The 17,929-nt window shown below is 48.6% G+C and carries 10 protein-coding genes; 8 read left to right on the top strand and 2 right to left on the bottom strand.

The window, feature by feature from the left end; all coding sequences use genetic code 11:
• Positions 1 to 9 precede the first annotated feature (9 nt).
• The 5 genes from GILYN3_RS09830 (at position 10) to GILYN3_RS09810 (ending at position 11,076) form a co-directional block, all read left to right on the top strand.
• Complete coding sequence (locus tag GILYN3_RS09830; protein ID WP_084005336.1) at positions 10 to 2,466, top strand: glycoside hydrolase family 3 N-terminal domain-containing protein; 2,457 nt, start codon at positions 10 to 12, stop codon at positions 2,464 to 2,466.
• Between the two features lie 608 nt (positions 2,467 to 3,074).
• Entirely contained in the window at positions 3,075 to 6,416 is a 3,342-nt protein-coding gene (locus GILYN3_RS09825; RefSeq protein ID WP_232305562.1) for a TonB-dependent receptor, read from the top strand.
• Between the two features lie 124 nt (positions 6,417 to 6,540).
• Positions 6,541 to 8,085: a tryptophan halogenase family protein gene (locus tag GILYN3_RS09820; RefSeq protein WP_049722816.1), complete on the top strand. Its 1,545-nt coding sequence runs from the start codon at positions 6,541 to 6,543 to the stop codon at positions 8,083 to 8,085.
• Positions 8,085 to 9,530, top strand: a complete 1,446-nt coding sequence (locus GILYN3_RS09815) for a tryptophan 7-halogenase (protein ID WP_049722815.1) — start codon at positions 8,085 to 8,087, stop codon at positions 9,528 to 9,530. The genes GILYN3_RS09820 and GILYN3_RS09815 overlap by 1 nt, the downstream gene beginning before the upstream one ends.
• Before the next feature lie 37 nt (positions 9,531 to 9,567).
• A complete protein-coding gene (locus GILYN3_RS09810) occupies positions 9,568 to 11,076 on the top strand; it encodes a tryptophan halogenase family protein (protein ID WP_049722814.1) in 1,509 nt (502 codons plus the stop codon).
• A gap of 36 nt (positions 11,077 to 11,112) precedes the next feature.
• Here the strand turns inward: GILYN3_RS09810 and GILYN3_RS09805 are convergent, their stop codons facing one another.
• The gene (locus GILYN3_RS09805; protein ID WP_049722813.1) at positions 11,113 to 13,251 is read right to left on the bottom strand and encodes a PAS domain-containing hybrid sensor histidine kinase/response regulator; all 2,139 of its coding nucleotides are present in this window, start codon (positions 13,249 to 13,251) and stop codon (positions 11,113 to 11,115) included.
• A 219-nt stretch (positions 13,252 to 13,470) separates the two neighbouring features.
• A complete protein-coding gene (argH, locus tag GILYN3_RS09800; RefSeq protein ID WP_049722812.1) occupies positions 13,471 to 14,859 on the bottom strand; it encodes an argininosuccinate lyase in 1,389 nt (462 codons plus the stop codon).
• 187 nt (positions 14,860 to 15,046) lie between these two features.
• Between argH and GILYN3_RS09795 the strand changes: the two genes are divergently transcribed.
• The 3 genes from GILYN3_RS09795 (at position 15,047) to hemC (ending at position 17,904) form a co-directional block, all read left to right on the top strand.
• Positions 15,047 to 16,132, top strand: coding sequence for a sensor histidine kinase (locus GILYN3_RS09795; protein ID WP_049722811.1), 1,086 nt, complete (start codon positions 15,047 to 15,049; stop codon positions 16,130 to 16,132).
• Between the two features lie 2 nt (positions 16,133 to 16,134).
• Entirely contained in the window at positions 16,135 to 16,860 is a 726-nt protein-coding gene (locus tag GILYN3_RS09790; protein WP_049722810.1) for a LytR/AlgR family response regulator transcription factor, read from the top strand.
• Between the two features lie 99 nt (positions 16,861 to 16,959).
• Positions 16,960 to 17,904 (top strand): hydroxymethylbilane synthase, encoded by a 945-nt coding sequence (gene hemC, locus GILYN3_RS09785; protein WP_049723903.1) that lies wholly within the window; start codon positions 16,960 to 16,962, stop codon positions 17,902 to 17,904.
• The last annotated feature ends 25 nt before the right edge of the window (positions 17,905 to 17,929 follow it).

Genomic DNA, 17,929 nt, shown 5'->3' with positions numbered 1-17,929 from the left:
GGCAAAGGCATGATGATTTGCAGAGCACGAATTTTATCGATGATAGTGTTAATTGGTGCAGGTTTTAGCAGCGCCACAACTGTTTCCGCCGCTGACGAACTCGCTTATAAAAATCCGAATTTGTCGGTAGATGCGCGAGTGAATGATTTATTGGGACGCATGAGCTTAGAGGAAAAGGTCTCGCAGTTGCAGGCCGTTTGGGCAGCGCGACAAGAGTTAGAAACAGATGCCGGTGTATTTACCGACGTTAAAGCAAAAGATATTTTGGGTTTGGGGATTGGTCAAATCGCTCGGCCTGCCGAAAACAAAGCGCAGGTTACCGCCAACAAAACGCCAGAGCAGACGGTTGCGTTTGTAAATGCCGCGCAGCGTTGGCTGGTCGAGAATACTCGCTTGGGAATTCCTGCTATTTTTCATGAAGAGGCCTTGCACGGCCATGCCGCACGCGATGCAACAAGCTTTCCGCAAGCAATTGGTTTGGCGAGCACTTGGAACCCTGCGCTGATCGAGCAAATGTACACGGTTACCGCGGCCGAAGTGCGTCGTCGCGGTGGGCAGCAGGCGTTGACCCCTATTTTAGATGTGGCGCGCGATCCGCGCTGGGGCCGTATTGAAGAAACTATGGGCGAGGACCCTTACTTAATTGCCGAAATGGGTGTTGCCGCGGTACGTGGTTTTCAGGGGGCTGACGATACAATTGGCCGCGACCGAGTTATTGCCACGCTTAAGCATTTGGCCGGTCATGGCGAGCCTACCGGGGGCATGAATATCGCACCGACTCCAGTTGGTGAGCGCACCTTGCGCGAAGTATTTTTGTTTCCATTTGAGGCGGCGGTTAAGCTCGCAGGCGCGCGCAGCGTAATGGCATCTTACAATGAAATTGACGGCGTACCATCACACGCTAATGGTCAGTTATTGAATGATATCCTGCGCGGTGAGTGGGGTTTTGATGGGGTGTTGGTGAGCGACTATTATGCCATTGCCGAGTTGATGACTCGGCATAATATTGTTGCCACTAAGGCCGAGGCCGCTGTGGCTGCGTTGCAAGCTGGCGTGGATATGGAGCTACCGGACGGTGATACTTACCTTGAGCTTGTAAGCTTAGTTGAACAAGGCAAAGTGGAAGAGTCGCTAATCGATACCGCTGTGGCCCGTGTGTTGCGCGAAAAATTTATGCTGGGTTTATTTGAAAGCCCTTACGTAAATACCGAGGGAGTTGATGCTTTTGTTGGCAATGCCGAGCACCAAGCATTAGCTCTTAAAGTTGCCGAGCAGGCGATAGTGTTGTTAAAAAATGATGCTGACCTGTTGCCGATCGATGCTAAAAAATTAAAGTCGGTTGCGGTTGTCGGTCCCCATGCCGATGAGGGAATGTTGGGCGGTTACAGTGATGTGCCACGTCATACGGTGAGTATTCTTGAAGGTGTAAAGAGTTACTTGGATGGTCAAGCTGAGGTGAAGTTTGCCCGTGGTACTCGTTTGACGATTGATGCAGGTGAGGCGGGAGCTGACTCTGTGGCGGCCAATACTCGCTCTAAAGAGCGTTGGAATACTGATGCAATCGTACTGGCTACGGCCGAGGACAAGCGCGGCTTGATGGCAGAGGCGGTTAAACTTGCTGCCGGCAGTGATTTGGCCTTAGTGGTGGTTGGTGGTAACGAGCAAACTTCTCGTGAAGGTTGGGCCGAAAGCCATTTAGGTGATCGTACTGATTTACAGTTGCTCGGGGATCAGCGCGAGCTGGTAGAGAAAGTTTTAGCAACTGGTACGCCCACTGTCGTGTTGTTGCAAAACGGACGGCCCTTGGCAATTCCGGAATTGGCTGACAAAGCGCCTGCCATTATGGAGTTGTGGTATCTCGGTCAAGAGGCGGGTCATGCCGTTGCGCGTAGCGTATTTGGTGATGTTAACCCAGGTGGTAAGTTGCCGGTAACGGTGCCGCGCTCGGTGGGTCAACTGCCGGTGTACTACAACCATAAAGGTACCGCCAAGCGCGGCTACGCATTTAGTGATGCATCGCCTCTATACCCCTTTGGTCATGGCCTTAGCTATACGAATTTTAGCTACGGAGATATTACGGTTAAGGGCAGCCCGGTTAAAGCCGGCGGCAACGTAACCCTAAGTGTTAAAGTAACTAATAGTGGTAAACGCGCTGGCACTGAAGTTGTGCAATTGTATTTGCACGACAAAGTCGCCAGCTTGACGCGCCCGGTACAAGAGCTTAAAGGCTTTACTCGGGTAGAGCTTGAACCAGGTCAAAGCCGCACAGTTAGCTTTCAATTAGCCGCTAACCAGCTGGGTTTTTATGATCGCGATATGCGCTATATCTTAGAGCCTGGTGTGTTTGATGTGATGGTCGGAAGCTCGTCGGCTGACATTCGCGCCCGCGGTGAATTCTCTGTGGCAGGCGAGGTTGTTGATATCACTCAGCAAAAAGCTTATTTAACGAAGGTCGCTATTAAATAATGACGCTTGCTAACTCCCGGTGGCTAAGCGCCACGGGGAGTCAGGGCTTGTAGTGGTATTGTCAGTGCTATCGTTAACGGCTGAGTGTTTGAGACTTTACGAAAGGCACAGTTCTTTGATGTTTTTTTCATAAATTAACTGTTAGCGATAACATCCCTTCTTGGTATTCCATTATTGAAGCTGCTATAGGCGGATTAAGTATAGATGTGTTGAGATTACTTAGCGTAAGAGACGCTTTAAGCTCGGCCGTTGTAGCATTTTTTTCTCAGCGCTGTCCTTAAGGCTGTTTTGCAGCTTTTCTTGCTCTTTATGCCTGCGTTATTGTTGATTTTAAAAAAACATTATGGTCTCGTTGACTATTAGGTATGTCTGTCGTATAAATAGCTATGGTTTGAGCCTAGCCAGCAGTAACAGTAGGTTTAGTGCTAATTTTTAGGTTTGACTATTAGTTTTTAATCGAGCATCATTTGTTAGTAATGACCACCTGCAAGGTGTGATAGCGCTAACATGCCGTGCCCAGGCATTAGCTATTAAACCTGCTTTCGCTTGTTGGTCATGCCACATATAAAGCTCATGTTATTAATAAATATAAATAAAGAGATCATGCTATGACTATTCGTACCCGCAGACCCGGTATGAAATCCGGGATTGTTACCCTTGCTTCCTCCTTGCTTGTTTTAACTAGTGTTGTTGCGTCGGCGCAAGATGATGCCAACGATGATATGGAAATGTTAGAGGAGATCGTTGTACAAGGTGCACGACTGAATTTACAAAACGCACAAGATATTAAACGTGACGCCGATACATTTGTAGACGCTATTTCTGCAGAAGATATTGGTTCGTTACCCGATCGCAGTGTGCTTGAAGCGATGCAACGTTTGCCTGGTGTATCGATCGAGCGTTTTGCTGGTCCAGATGATCCAGATCACTTTAGTGTAGAAGGTTCTGGCGCGGTTATTCGCGGTATGAGTGCAACCCGTAGTGAGTTTAATGGCCGCGACTCTTTCACTGCTAACTCTGGCCGTGGTCTTAGCTTCCAAGACGTATCACCCGAGCTAATGGGTGGCGTAGATATTTATAAAAACCAGACTGCTGATATGATTGAAGGCGGTATTGGCGGTACGGTTAGCTTGCGTACTCGTAAGCCGTTTGATTCCGATGGTCGTGTGTTGTCGCTAGGTGGCGATATTTCTTACGGCGATATGGCTGAAAAAAGTAGCCCTACCATTTCTGGTTTGTACAGCGATCGCTGGAATACTGAAGTGGGTGAATTTGGCTTTTTGGCGAACTTTGCTTACTCCAAGCTCTATGGCGAGTCACACGCTATTCAGAGTGATGCCTATGTGATTTACGACGCTTCTGTTTTGCCTGGTGCAGAAAATTTTGTAGGCGATGGTACTGGAACCGTTTGGATGCCTAACGGCTCGAACCTTCTTATGAAGGAAGATGACCGTGAGCGTCAAGGTTATGCGGCCGCCCTGCAGTGGGCCAGCCCAGATGAAACGATGGAAGCAACCGTCCAATTTATGCGCTCTGATGCCACCTTGGCTTGGACTGAAACGGCCTTAAAATATCAAGGTGGTTATTACGATCCGGGTGCTGGACAAGATAAGCGTTTTACGCGCCCTGTCGACGGTACTGAGTTCTCGTTTGATGATGAAGGCTTGTTTGAGTCTGGTTTTATGGGTGACACAGACGGTTGGCGAGCTGCTGATGATAACGCAGAGCGTATTCCTCGCGCTTGGAATGATGGTGTGGGTGCCGATGAGGGCATCGCGCTATTTGGTCACAAGTATCAATCAGAGCGTCGCTTTAAAGAAACCAACACCGTGGTTGACGATTTTGCGGTGAACTTTAAATGGACGCCTACCGATCAGTTTGAGTTAGAGGCTGATTTGCAATACGTACAAGCTGAGACCGTCGATAACGATTTGGTGGTGATGCTAGGTGTTAACGCTTTGCAAGATTATGACACCACAAGCTCTACCCCGACCCTTGGTCTGGTTGAGCCTTGGAACGGAGTACGTGATGCCGATAGAGCAAACGGTGGAGGCATCTATGATACTGGCTACCCAGGTTTCTCTGGTGATGATGCTGGTGATAGCAACTACTTCCAAGATCCTAACTCTTACTGGTGGCGTTCGGCCATGGATCACTATGAGCGTTCGGATGGTGATTCTATCGCAGGCCGTTTGGACGGCACCTACCACTTTGATGGCGATGCAGGTTTATTGCGCGCGGTAAAAGTGGGTGTTCGTTATGCAGAGCGTCAGCAAACAGTACGCAATACCGATTGGAATTGGGGGAGTGTAGGGCCTGAATTCTCCGGTGGTAACCCTGCTTTGTTTTTGCCTGATGTTGAGTCGCAAGCGAGTGACTATGAAGTGGTCGATTGGAGTGATTTTCACGGTGGCGGGGTAGTTGATATCTCAGGCGGCGGCCTAATTCACCCGACCGAAGAATTTGTGCAAGATCTTCTTTATCAGCGTCGTGAGATTGTTAAGAGTGGCGCTGGCGACTGGGTGCCTTATCCAAATCGTACCGATGTTGTTCTAGACGATGAATTTGGCCTATTTAGCCCAGGGCAAATATTTGATACCACTGAAACCAATCAAGCGGCCTACGTGCGGTTAGACTTTGGTTCAGACGAACATGCTTTGCGTTTTAGCGGTAATGTTGGTTTACGCTATGTCAAAATCGAGCGTGAATCTTTGGGTTCGGTAGCATTCCCTGATTTGGTTCCTGAAGATGTGGCACCAAGTGACATACAGTTACCTTTGACTAGTGCGTCTGTAGAGGCTTACTTGCAGGGCCAGGTTGATGCAGGCACTTACGGTAGTCTTAAAGAGGCTGGCGATGCTGATGAGAATGACTGGGCGGGAGATCGTCTTAATTATTTGTCTGATGATGAGCGTAACTTTGGTAATAACGCCGAGAACCTGCTAACTGCGGTTTCTGATTATGATGCATTTTTACCAAGCTTTAACTTAAAGCTTGAGCTGACTGATGATTTGATTATGCGTTTTGCCGCGGCAAAAGCCATAGCAATGCCAGATATGGGTGACGTGAAAAATCAGGCCGACCTTGGCACCTTGTCGATTGAGGTAGATCAGCCGCAGGTCGATCCAAACAATCCGCCACCAGTTAATGAATACTCTGGTATCCGGGGCGCATACGTTAGTGCTTGGACCGGTAGTGGCGGCAACCCATATCTGCAGCCAATGGAATCCACGCAGTATGATTTGTCGTTGGAGTGGTACTTTGCATCGGTAGGTTCGTTAACCGCAACCGTGTTCCACAAAGATTTAAATAACTTCTTTATACACGGGGCGTTCCCGCAAACGTATACCAACCCGACAACAGGGGTTACCAATACGGCTGATGTTACTGGCACTCGTAATGGTGGCGAAGGTACGATGGATGGTGTGGAGCTGGCATATCAACAGTTTTTTGATATGTTGCCAGAGCCGTTTGATGGCTTGGGTGTTCAGGCTAACTACACTTATATTGATGCCAGTGGTGTGCCTAACAATGAAGAAAGCTATGAGGATGCTGGCTGGATTGGTGGTGATGAAGAAAACACCAGTGCTCGAGTAAGTCTTGATAGCGTACCTTTCCAAGGGCAGTCAGAGCATACAGCTAACTTAGTGTTGATGTATGAGAAGAACGACTGGAGTGCACGAGTAGCTTATAACTGGCGCTCTAAGTACTTGTTGACCACTCGTGATGTTATCAGTAAATATCCATTGTGGAGTGATGATGCAGGCTATATGGATGCATCGGTGTATTACAATGTGAATGATAATGTTCAAGTTGGTCTGCAGTTTACAAACCTTCTGGACACCCAAACCGAGACTCTTATGATCTTGGATGACGGTGGAACCGAAGCTGGTCGTAGCTGGTTTAAACAAGATCGTCGTGCGTCATTTGTCGTACGTGCGAACTTTTAAAATAAGTTAAGCTAGCTATAAAAATGCGCACTTTCGGGTGCGCATTTTTTTTGTCTGTATGATAAGTTTAATTTAAAGATTGCTGAGTCATCTCCAACCCCAAACAAAAAACATAAGAGACCCTATGCAGCAGGAAAAAAAGCGCGAAATTCTTATTGTTGGCGGCGGTACGGCAGGCTGGATGACGGCTGCGGCGCTGGCACGCTTTCTCGATCCCCGCAATTTTAAAATTCGTTTGGTAGAGTCAGATGCAATTGGCACGGTGGGTGTCGGTGAGGCTACCATTCCTCACATACGCCAGTTTAATGACATGCTCGGCATTGACGAAAATGAATTTATGCGGGCTACCAATGCCACCTACAAGCTTGGTATTCAGTTTAATGGTTGGGGCGATAAAAAATCATCTTATATACATCCATTTGGATTGTGTGGCCATGATATTAACGGTGTGGACTTTCACCATTATTGGCTGAGACTGCAAAAGGAGCAAAAGGCTCGCCCGTTTGGTGAGTACTCATTTGCGGTGCAGGCAGCAAATGCCCATAAATTTGATTATCCGATATCGACTCATGATGGCCCAAGAGGTGAATATGGTTATGCATTTCATCTTGATGCGACACTTTATGCCCAGTTTTTACGAAAGTATGCTTGCGATCGATCTGTTGAGCGGATCGAAGGGCGGATCATTGATGTTGATGCACACGCTGATGCAATAACGGCCATACAGCTTGAGAACGGCAGCAAGTTGAGCGCCGAGATTTTTATCGACTGTTCGGGTTTTAAGTCGTTATTGCTGGGTGAAGCGTTACAGGTTCCCTATGAATCTTGGGGGAAGTGGTTGCCGTGCGATCGTGCCGTGGCGGTTGGCTGCGAGAGGGTGTCGGTGCCTAATCCTTATACGCAAACCTTTGCAAATGATTGTGGTTGGCGGTGGCGTATTCCGTTGACAAGTCGTACCGGTAACGGCGCGGTATATAGCTCAAAATATATCTCCGATGATGAGGCTGCGAGCCGGCTTATAGCTGATCTTGATGCTCCAGCGCTAGCTGATCCACGTATTATTAAGTTCGAGGCTGGTAAGCGCGAGCAAGGCTGGAAGGCTAATTGTATCGCTATTGGTTTGGCTTCAGGATTTCTGGAGCCGCTAGAGTCGACCAGTATTTATTTGATCCAAGTGGCAATTCAAAAATTATTGGAATTTTTTCCGGGCGAGGATTGTATTGGGCTTGAGCGAGAAATTTATAATCGTCAGATGAATCTTGAGTATGATCGTATTCGTGATTTTTTAATATTGCATTATTGGCTTAACCGTCGTGATGATAGTGCATTCTGGCGCGAGTGTGCAGCGATGAGTCTGCCTGAATCGCTGCAAGAAAAAATCAATTTGTTTCGTGTTACTGCTCAGGTAAAACAATATCGTCAAGGATTGTTTATGCCTGCCAGTTGGCTGGCGGTTTATTTTGGTCAGGGGCTTATACCTAAAAGCTATGACTCGCGTGTTAATGTGCCTGATATGTCTGGTGTTGAGCGCTACCTAGAGCAAGTGTACGGTGAGTGTGCAAAAGAGTTGATGGATCTTCCTTTCCATGAGCAAGCACTTGCTCGAGTTCAAGCAAGTGCGGCGATTTACCCTCCCTCATCGTTAAGCCTATATGGAGCTAAAACGTGATGTCCGAAGAGCCGCTTAAGCATATCGCGATAGTAGGAGCTGGAGTTGAGCTGTGGTTTTCTGCGGCATTTTTAGCCGCCACTCTTAAGCCATTTAACATCAGTGTGACCAGTATTGAGCTGCAAAGTGTTAATGGTTCAGCGCTGGAGGCCCTCGCACCGCAAAGCCTACGACTGCTTCAATTGCTGAAGATTAATGAGTTTGAGCTTATTAGGCAGTGTCGCGCAGGCTATTCACTAGGTCTAGATTGTAATAATGAGGCTGGAAGTTTTTTTATTCCTTATGGCGGTTTAGGGTTTGCCGCGCAAGATGGAACATTGATCACCGCCGCGTATAGATCTTTTTTTCAGTCAGGTAAAAATAATCTTGATACTCTGAGTCTAGCAGCCACGGTTGCCCAGCAAGGTAAGTTTGCTATAGCGGGTGCAGATAGACCGGACTTGCAAAAATTATTACGTTACGGTGTTCAGCTAGAGGTGGCGGGCCTTACTGATTTAATGCGAAGCCATTGTAATAAGCTAGGTATTACTTGCCTATCTTCGAAGGGCTCCATTGGTGATGTTACGTTTGATGATGGCCATATTACATCATTTACTTGCCTGCCTGAAAACAACAGTGTGCATGCTGATTTTTGGATTGATTTAACGGTTGATGGAGTGCTTCGAGATCCTGCAGAGAGTACAGCAATGCTCACCGGTAGGGAGGAAGTTGAAACATTATTTGTTGCACAAACTTGGCAAAAGGCTTCACCTAAGAATGCTGCGAGAGTAATAAGCGCAACTTCTGATGTGCTGAAAAGTAGCTACAGAAGTGCGGATGTTGAGCAAAATACGTTTTATTCTAATAGCCAAGATAAGTTGTTAGAAGAATGCAGTAAGGCTTCTTATAAGAACTTTTCTTGGCATATGACCGAGCAGTCGAGTTTTATTCCTGATTTGATTTGGCAGAAAAACTGTTTGAGCTTAGGTTGTGTGTGCTTGAATGTATCCGGCCCGACATACTCACGAACAGATTTAACCTTAGCTGCCTTGGTGCAATTTGTTGATCAACTGCCCGACGCAGACATTAAGCCGGAACTTGTCTGTATGTATAACAGAAATATGTCAGATTATTTTTCTGAAATTATTAGTTTTAACAGCTCTATTTTTGGCATGGCTAATATTCAGGTAGGGGGCTCGAGTGAGGCCCGCCAGCGTAAAGATGTATTTTTTCGAACTGGACGGTTGTTGCCAAATGTAACAGACGCGATAGATGCGCAGCAATGGCAGTGCTTGTTGTATGGCTTACTGGGGGTTCCAGCGCTACCTGATGTGACCTTGGATCGAGTAGGCTCAGATGATGTGAATGAGGCGTTAAGCTCGATTCAATCAAAGGTTGCAAGTGTAGCCGCCACAATGCCTGGCTATGCTGATTTTTTGACGCGACTGTTGAGTCGCCATATTTAAAAATTATTATTACAACACCGTATTGATAGGTAAATATATGACCAATGCACCATTGCAAAAAATAACGATTGTTGGCGGCGGTACGGCTGGCTGGATGGCCGGGGCTTCGTTAGCTAAGTTGCTTCGTTCTGAAACGTGCCAGGTGACTTTGATTGAGTCTGAAGATATTGGCACGGTAGGTGTGGGTGAGGCGACTATTCCGCAAATATTATTATTTAATAAGTTGCTTGAAATTGATGAGGACGATTTTATCAAGAAAACCCAAGGAAGTTTTAAGCTGGGGATAGAGTTTGTCAATTGGGGGAGCCTTGATAGTTCGTATTTCCATGCTTTTGGTAGTGTTGGCAAAGACATGAGAGGTGTTCAGTTCTATCATTACTGGTTAAAAATGCGAGCTCAAGGAAAAGCAGCAGATATAGATGACTATACATTGTCGTCTCAAGCATGTTTGCAGAAAAAATTTATGAGACCCATCGATGCGGGTAATTCGCCACTTTCTAAAGTGGCCTATGCTTATCATTTTGATGCGGGTTTATATGCGGCGTATTTACGTGAGTATGCTGAGCAGCGAGGGTTGATCAGGGTCGAAGGGAAAGTTGTTAAAACACATTTGCGCGATGATGGTTTTATTCGTAGTGTTGAGCTGGAAAATGGTGATCTTCACGAGGCCGATTTCTTTATTGACTGCTCAGGGTTCCGAGGTTTACTTATCGAAGAGGCATTAAAGACTGGCTATGTAGATTGGACCCACTGGTTACCTTGTGATCGAGCTGTAGCCGTGGCCTGTGAGCGCACGGCAGACCCGATACCTTACACTCGATCAACTGCGCGTTCGGCGGGCTGGCAGTGGCGCATTCCATTGCAGCATAGGACGGGTAATGGTCACGTGTATTCAAGTAAGTTTATGAGTGACGACGAGGCGCGTAAAATACTGCTGGATAATTTAGATGGGGCGCCGATATCCGAGCCAAAACAGCTTAGATTTGTAACGGGTATGCGAAAAAAGTTTTGGAATAAAAACTGCTTGGCACTTGGTTTGGCCAGTGGCTTTATGGAGCCGCTAGAATCCACTAGCATTCATTTGATGCAGGCGGGTTTGGCAAAGTTTATGAGTTTTTTCCCCAATAAAAATTGTGATGCGGCCGATGTGGATGAATACAATCGTCAAATGACGTTTGATTTTGAACGGATACGAGACTTTCTTATTGCGCATTACCATGTGACAGACCGAGATGACACGGAATTTTGGCGCTACTGCAAGACGATGGATATCCCCGATAGTTTGGCGCAAAAAATTGAACAATTTAAAGCGAACGGGCGGGTGTATCGACAAAATAACGAAATGTTTAGTGATCTAAGTTGGTTTGAGCTAATGTACGGCCAAGGCATTGTGCCCCGTGGCTATCACTCGTTGGTCGATAATATCCCTGAGGACGAACTGCAAGAGCGCCTTGAGGGCATCCGTTCTGTGATCAGCCAGTCAGTTGATTATATGCCGACACACCAAGAGTTTATTGATAAAAATTGCCGTGCAAAAACTATGTAGCTTTAGTTTACTTAGGCGGAAATTAATAATGCCATGTTAAACCGGCGATATTAGTTTTTCGCATAATACTTCATATAAGCTTTTGGGTTTTATCGGCTTGCTTATGTAGTCATCCATTCCGGCCGCTAAGCAGCGGTCGCGATCTTCGTGCATAGCTTGGGCGGTTAAGGCGATAATGGGCAAGGTGTTATAGAGCTCATTTGCACGAATTCTTTCTGTTGCTTCTATGCCATTCATGAACGGCATTTCTATATCCATCAGGACCGCATCAAATTGCCTGCCCGACTCTATAAGTTGTACAGCTTCTTGGCCGTTATTGGCTGTTGTGACTTGTACGCCTTTTTTACGCAACATGCCGGTGGCGACTTGTTGGTTTACGATATTGTCCTCTACCAGTAAAACGTGACGTCCCTGTAGCTGCTCGAAGGCTTCGGGTTCCGTTGTTTGATTGTGTTGCAGACACTCTGGCAGAGCTTTACAGATAGCATCGAATAAACGAGACGGGCTGACTGGTTTGCTTAAAAAGTCATCTATAAGCTCGGAGCCTTGTGGTTGTGCTGTTTGTTGCGTGTTCTTTGTCTGTAAAAAAATCTCATCTCGATTTAAAGAAGATACTAAAAATATACGCGGCTTTTTGTTTAAGTCACAAGCTGTTTTAATATCTCGGGCGGCAGCCAGGCCGTTTTTTATAGGCATTTTGTAGTCGATTAAAACTAAATCATAGGGGCGATCATCTTGTTCGGCGCGGCGAATTTTTTCGCCGGCAACATGTGCGTCGCAGGCAGTATCGACATGGTCGACTAACTTGCCAGCGGACTGGCTGAGTATGTCTAGCGCTAATTGGTTGTCATCCACCACCAGCAAGCGCAGTGCTCGGCAGTTGTAGTCACTATCGTTAATGCGTCGCGCACCAATATGGCTTTTTTCAAAGTTAGCGGTAAATGAAAAGGTAGTGGATTTATTGGGTAAGCTAGTTAGCTCAAGTGTGCCATTCATGAGCTTGACCAGCAGTTTACAAATTTGTAAGCCAAACCCATTGGTGTTGCCAATGGTGCGGTGCGGCTGGCGGTGTAAGTCTTGGCGCAAACGCTCGAGTGTCTGCGGCGACATGCCGCGACCGTAATCGGTAATTGAAAAACGCAGACGAATGGCGTTGCTGTCGCACTTTACAAGCTCGGCTTTAATTAGAATTTCGGGGCTATAAGAATATTGTAAAGCGTTACTGACTAAGTGGCTGATGATGTGGTTGAGGCGGGTGGCGTCGCCACGCATAAAAAGTGGTACATCATCACCAATGGTGAAATTAATATCGACCGCTTGAGCCTCTTTGTTATGAGCTAATCCAAGGCTTTCAAACTGATGCGACAAACGCTCAAATACTCGCTCTAAATCAAAATGACTGTGCTCCAGCGTAATGTTGCCAGTTTCGAGTTTGGCGTAATCAAATACTTGATTAACGGTTTGCAGTAAGGCGTCGGCGGCGATACTCATGTTGCCTAGATAGCTGCGCTGTATGTCGTCGAGTGGCGTGTCCTGCAATAAGTGGCCAAGTCCAATAATGGCATTCATGGGGGTACGAATTTCATGGCTCATACTGGCTAAAAATTGACTTTTGGTTTTACTGGCTTGCTCTGCTTCGGCTTTAGCACTAATCAGTGCGGCATTGGTTGTTACGTCGTGGGTTATATCGCTGATAGTGCCGACACAGCGAGTGGCGTAGCCTGCACTGTCGGGCTCAACCAGCACGCAGCGGCTATCGACCCAGAGCGTTTCGCCTTTGGCTGTTAACATGCGGTGCTCAAGCCGTAAATTGGTGCGATGATTGGCAATGGCGGTGCGCAGCTCGGTGAGCACGGCATCGCGGTCCTCTGGGTGCAGCAGTTGTTGCTCAATAGTTTGGAAGTTTGCTTGGCTTAAAGGCTCGCTGAAGCCTAACAGTTGCCAGTAACCGGGGCTGAAATAGCAGGAGTCTGTGCCGATGCTCCAATCCCATAAGCCATCGCGAGAGGCGGTTAATGCGTATTGAAAGCGTCGATCTCGTTCGACCAAATCCTTCATTGCTGAGGAGGTCGTAGTGGAGGTAGCTTGAGGCTGGGTGTGCTGCAGAGCTAACGCCGCCTCAAGTTCGCGGATACGCGCTTGTAGCGCATTGGTGTTGTCGCCTTCACTGGCCAAGCTAAGCTACTCCCGCACGTGGGTCGAGTTGCGATTAGCGTGCTTTTGAGGTGTATTACCACAAGCACAATTTATCAGCTAAGCATAGTCGAGTTGATTGCCGAGTGCAGCGTTTTTGCACAAAAAACGCACATTAATTGATGTGCTAGAGAGGTCTTTTGGGGACGAGGGGAGGGGCACGCGACCAGCCATCCTAAAATGGCTGGTCGCTGGTGCACTTTAAAGCTGCTTGCGGGCGCGGGCGATCGCAGCTTTTACTTGGGCCGGTGCGGTGCCGCCAATGTGATCGCGGGCGGCCACAGAGCCCTCCAAGGTCAGTACTTCAAATACATCGGCAGCGATTGTATCGGAGAACTGCTGCAGCTCATCAAGACTCATTTCTGATAGGTCTTTACCGGACTCAATGCCATAGGCCACTGATTTTCCCACGACTTCATGAGCATCGCGAAACGGCATACCTTGGCGTACTAAGTAGTCGGCTAAGTCAGTCGCGGTTGAAAACCCTCTGCGAGCTGCTTCGTACATACTGTCTTTGCGCGAACGGATCGCCGGTATCATATCGGCAAATGCGCGCAGGCAATCTTTAACCGTGTCGACGGCGTCAAATAACGGCTCTTTGTCTTCTTGGTTGTCTTTGTTGTAGGCCAGCGGCTGAGACTTCATTAAGGTTAATAGCGCTATTAGGTGGCCATTTACCCGTCCAGTTTTGCCGCGTACCAGCTCTGGGACATCGGGATTTTTCTTTTGCGGCATAATCGACGAGCCGGTGCAAAAGCGGTCGGGCATCTCGATAAAGTTAAATTGTGCGCTGGTCCAAAGAATGAGCTCTTCACTGGCGCGCGATAAGTGTGTCAGTAAGATACTGGCAAAGGCACAAAATTCGATGGCAAAATCACGATCGGACACCGAGTCTAGCGAGTTGGCGGTAGGCTTATCAAAGCCCAGCAGCTGCGCGGTTAACTCGCGGTCTATGGGGTAGGTGGTGCCCGCCAGTGCCGCTGCGCCTAATGGCGATTGGTTAAGCCGCGCGCGGCAATCGGCCAAGCGGCTGGCGTCGCGTACGAGCATTTCATACCAAGCCATTAAGTGATGGCCAAAGGTGACTGGCTGGGCCGTTTGCAGGTGAGTAAAGCCGGGCATAATGGTGTCGGCTTCACGCTGGGCCAACTCTAAAATGCCGCTTTGCAGGCGCTTTAGTTCGCTGGCAATTAAATCGATTTGATCGCGTACATACAGGCGAATATCAGTGGCAACCTGATCATTACGCGACCGACCGGTGTGTAGTTTCTTGCCGGTAGTGCCGATTTTTTGCGTCAATGCCGCTTCGATGTTCATGTGTACGTCTTCAAGCTTAACCGACCAGGTAAAGTTGCCCGCGTCAATGTCGGCGCGGATCTGCTCTAGCCCTTCGATGATTTGTGTTTTTTCATCGGCGCTCAGTACTCCGACCTTCTCGAGCATGGTAGCGTGGGCGATAGAACCGTTAATGTCCTGCTGGTAAAGGCGCCAGTCAAAGCCAACAGAGGCAGTAAAACGCTCGACAAAGGCATCGGTGGGTTCGGTAAAACGTCCGCCCCAGGATTGGTTGGTCTGTTCGTTATCGCTCATAGTGTGTCTCGCGGTTAAAATCGGTATTTTGTGCCAGTCGGACCGGTGGCGTAATCGCGTGGTCGACGGGCCTGTATGTGCTGGGCCGCATCGGCTAGTATTCTGGCAGAATAATACTGGCACGCATCTTAGTGGCGGCATTATAGCCTATGAAAAAACCGGCAGTAAGGTGGCATATAGGATTGCTATGAAGAAACCCAAAAACCAGGCGCCTGTTGAGTTTACAGAACAAGGGCTAACGCGCTTACCTAATCTGTGCAGTATCGAGGCATTATTTATGCTGGTGGTGGCCGCCGAGCTGTTGGCGGTGTTGCTTAGTGTCGCCAGTCACGGGCTGGCGGAATTGAGTTGGGCACATTTGGGCTTGGTATCGGCTCTGGTGCTTTGGATTACCTTAGGTAGTGCGGCCTTGATTTGTACGTTGCGGCCGAGCTTTGAGCGTCTGCCGCAAGTGGCGGCGTGGTTATTAGCTTATCTGCTGATTTTACTCTGTGCGGGTTTTTTTTCGGCACTTGGACAATGGCTGCTAAAAGGTCTTGGCCGAGGCTTTATGGATTGGTGGCAAGTCGCCTCACATGTGCTTATCGCGGCCATCATTGCCGGTATGTTGTTGCGTTATTTGTATTTATTGCAGCATTTACGCGCCCAGCAACAAGCCGAACTGCGAGCTCGTATTCAGGCGCTGCAGTCGCGTATTGAGCCCCATTTTTTGTTTAACAGCATGAACAGTATTGCCAGTTTAATAGCGGTTGACCCAGATCTGGCCGAGCGTTTGGTGGAGGATCTGGCCGATTTATTCCGCGCCGCTTTAGCCCAAACAAGTATGGTCAGCGCGGAACGCGAGCTGGCGCTAACCCGCGCCTATCTGCGTATCGAGCAGTTGCGCTTAAGCGAGCGATTGCGGCTTTCGTGGAACGTGCAAGCCCCGCCCGAGGGCGCGCAATTACCCAACCTGTTATTGCAGCCATTGGTAGAAAACGCCATTTATCACGGTGTCGAGGCTAGCCGTACGGGTGGTGATGTAGCCGTTGAACTGACGTTTGAGGGGCGAAGTGCTATCTTAACTGTACGCAACAGCGTGCCCGATGCACCTCATATCGCTCGCCGTACTGGGCATAATATGGGGCTTGATAATGTGCGTCATCGGCTGCAGGCGTTTTACGGCACTGGTGCGCAGTTGGTGGTTGAGCAACTTGACCAAGAGTTTTCGGTGCGTATTCGCATTGTCGATACGGCGGCTCAGCCTGCATCATCAACTCCTACAAAGGTTTAATTATGTTAGACGTGCTTATTGTCGATGATGAGCCGCTCGCACGAGCCAGATTAGTGCGAATGATCGATCAGTTGAGTGATTACCAAGTGAGCGCCGAGGCCACCGATGGCGAGCAGGCATTGGCGGCGGTAGTGCAGCACGACCCCGATATTGTGTTGCTGGATATTCATATGCCGGGCGAAGACGGTTTGCAAGCAGCGCAGGCAATCAGTGAGCTGGATGCCCCGCCGGCGATTATTTTTTGCACGGCTTTTAGTGAGCATGCGCTAGATGCTTTTGCCACCAGTGCCGTGGGTTACTTGCTTAAGCCGGTGCGACTTGAGCAGCTAGAGGCGGCGTTGGCGAAAGTTACCCAGCTTAATAAAATGCAACGCGCCGCAGCGCGCGGCACGACCTCACGCACCAGTATTACCGCCAAAACCCACCGCGGTATAGAGCGCATTGCATTAAATGATATTCGCTATTTTTTGGCCGATCAAAAGTACGTTACGGTGTATCACACCGGCGGGCAACACTTGTTAGATACCACTCTTAAAGAGCTAGAAAATGAGTTTGGCGACCAACTGTTGCGGGTACACCGCAATGCACTGGTTTCGGTGCCTCATATTCAAGCATTAGAGCGTTGCCCCGACGGTGGTTTGCAAGTGCGTTTGGCCGATACCGACATTGCTCCTTCGGTAAGCCGGCGCCATGCCAGTGATGTTAAGGCTCTGTTGCAGCAGTTGTAGTTGACCGTTGGTTTTGGCTTGTGTTGCTGAGGGGGGTTTGTTGCAGTTTGTTTTGCTATCATAGTGGCCGCGTTAAATTCTAGCCAATATGAGAGTAATATGAGTACCAGCTCCCGCACTATTAAGATTGCCACGCGCAAAAGTTTACTGGCCTTGTGGCAAGCAGAATACGTTAAAGCCGAGCTGCTGCGTCACCACCCAGAGGTCACGGTCGAACTGCTGCCGATCAAAAGCCGAGGCGATAAAATTCTGGATGTACCGCTGGCTAAAGTTGGCGGTAAAGGGTTGTTTGTTAAAGAGCTAGAGCAAGCCATGCTTGATGGCGAAGCTGATATTGCCGTGCACTCGATGAAAGACGTTCCGATGGAGTTCCCCGAGGGGTTAGGTCTGCCGGTTATTTGCCCGCGCGAAGACCCTCGCGATGCGTTCGTTAGCAATCATTACCCCAATTTAGACTCGCTGCCTGCCGGTAGTATTGTCGGCACCTCCAGCCTGCGTCGTCAGTGTCAATTGTTGGCCCAGCGGCCCGACCTTAAAGTTAATTTTTTGCGTGGCAATGTGCAAACTCGCTTAGCTAAGCTTGATGCTGGCGAGTTTAATGCCATTATTTTGGCCAGTGCGGGCCTGCTGCGATTAAAACTCAAAGAGCGTATTACCAGCTATCTAAGCCCGGAACAATGCCTGCCTGCGGGTGGCCAAGGGGCGGTGGGAATTGAGTGTCGCAGCGATGATGTCGAGCTGATCGAGCTGCTGGCGCCATTGCACGACCAGCTTAGTGCCGAGCGGGTAATTGCAGAACGGGCGATGAATCGTCGTTTAGAGGGCGGTTGCCAAGTGCCAATTGGTTGTTATGCTGAGCATCGCGGCGACCAGCTTTGGTTGCGTGGCCTAGTGGGGTCGGTAGATGGCAGCACGATGTTACGCGATGAAATTGTAGGTCCTGTAGCCGAAGCCGAAGCGATGGGTATAACCTTGGCCGAACGCTTACTAGCGGCGGGGGCTGATCGTATTTTGGCTGAGGTTTACGGCCGCGAAATCCAGTGAGTTATGCTTTTTATCGGTCTGCTAT

It is taken from the genome of Gilvimarinus polysaccharolyticus, from assembly GCF_001187555.1.
GTDB lineage: Bacteria > Pseudomonadota > Gammaproteobacteria > Pseudomonadales > Cellvibrionaceae > Gilvimarinus > Gilvimarinus polysaccharolyticus.
The sequence above is the reverse complement of the archived record's forward strand: the minus strand, read 5'-3'. Positions and strand labels throughout refer to the sequence as shown.

What these genes read in the sequence shown, in the direction of transcription:
- GILYN3_RS09790 (WP_049722810.1), top strand. Translation starts at nt 16,135, where the DNA reads ATGTTAGACGTGCTTATTGTCGATGATGAGCCGCTCGCACGAGCCAGA.
- GILYN3_RS09810 (WP_049722814.1), top strand. Translation starts at nt 9,568, where the DNA reads ATGACCAATGCACCATTGCAAAAAATAACGATTGTTGGCGGCGGTACG.
- GILYN3_RS09830 (WP_084005336.1), top strand. Translation starts at nt 10, where the DNA reads ATGATGATTTGCAGAGCACGAATTTTATCGATGATAGTGTTAATTGGT.
- hemC (WP_049723903.1), top strand. Translation starts at nt 16,960, where the DNA reads ATGAGTACCAGCTCCCGCACTATTAAGATTGCCACGCGCAAAAGTTTA.
- argH (WP_049722812.1), bottom strand. Translation starts at nt 14,859, where the DNA reads ATGAGCGATAACGAACAGACCAACCAATCCTGGGGCGGACGTTTTACC.
- GILYN3_RS09815 (WP_049722815.1), top strand. Translation starts at nt 8,085, where the DNA reads ATGTCCGAAGAGCCGCTTAAGCATATCGCGATAGTAGGAGCTGGAGTT.
- GILYN3_RS09825 (WP_232305562.1), top strand. Translation starts at nt 3,075, where the DNA reads ATGACTATTCGTACCCGCAGACCCGGTATGAAATCCGGGATTGTTACC.
- GILYN3_RS09795 (WP_049722811.1), top strand. Translation starts at nt 15,047, where the DNA reads ATGAAGAAACCCAAAAACCAGGCGCCTGTTGAGTTTACAGAACAAGGG.
- GILYN3_RS09820 (WP_049722816.1), top strand. Translation starts at nt 6,541, where the DNA reads ATGCAGCAGGAAAAAAAGCGCGAAATTCTTATTGTTGGCGGCGGTACG.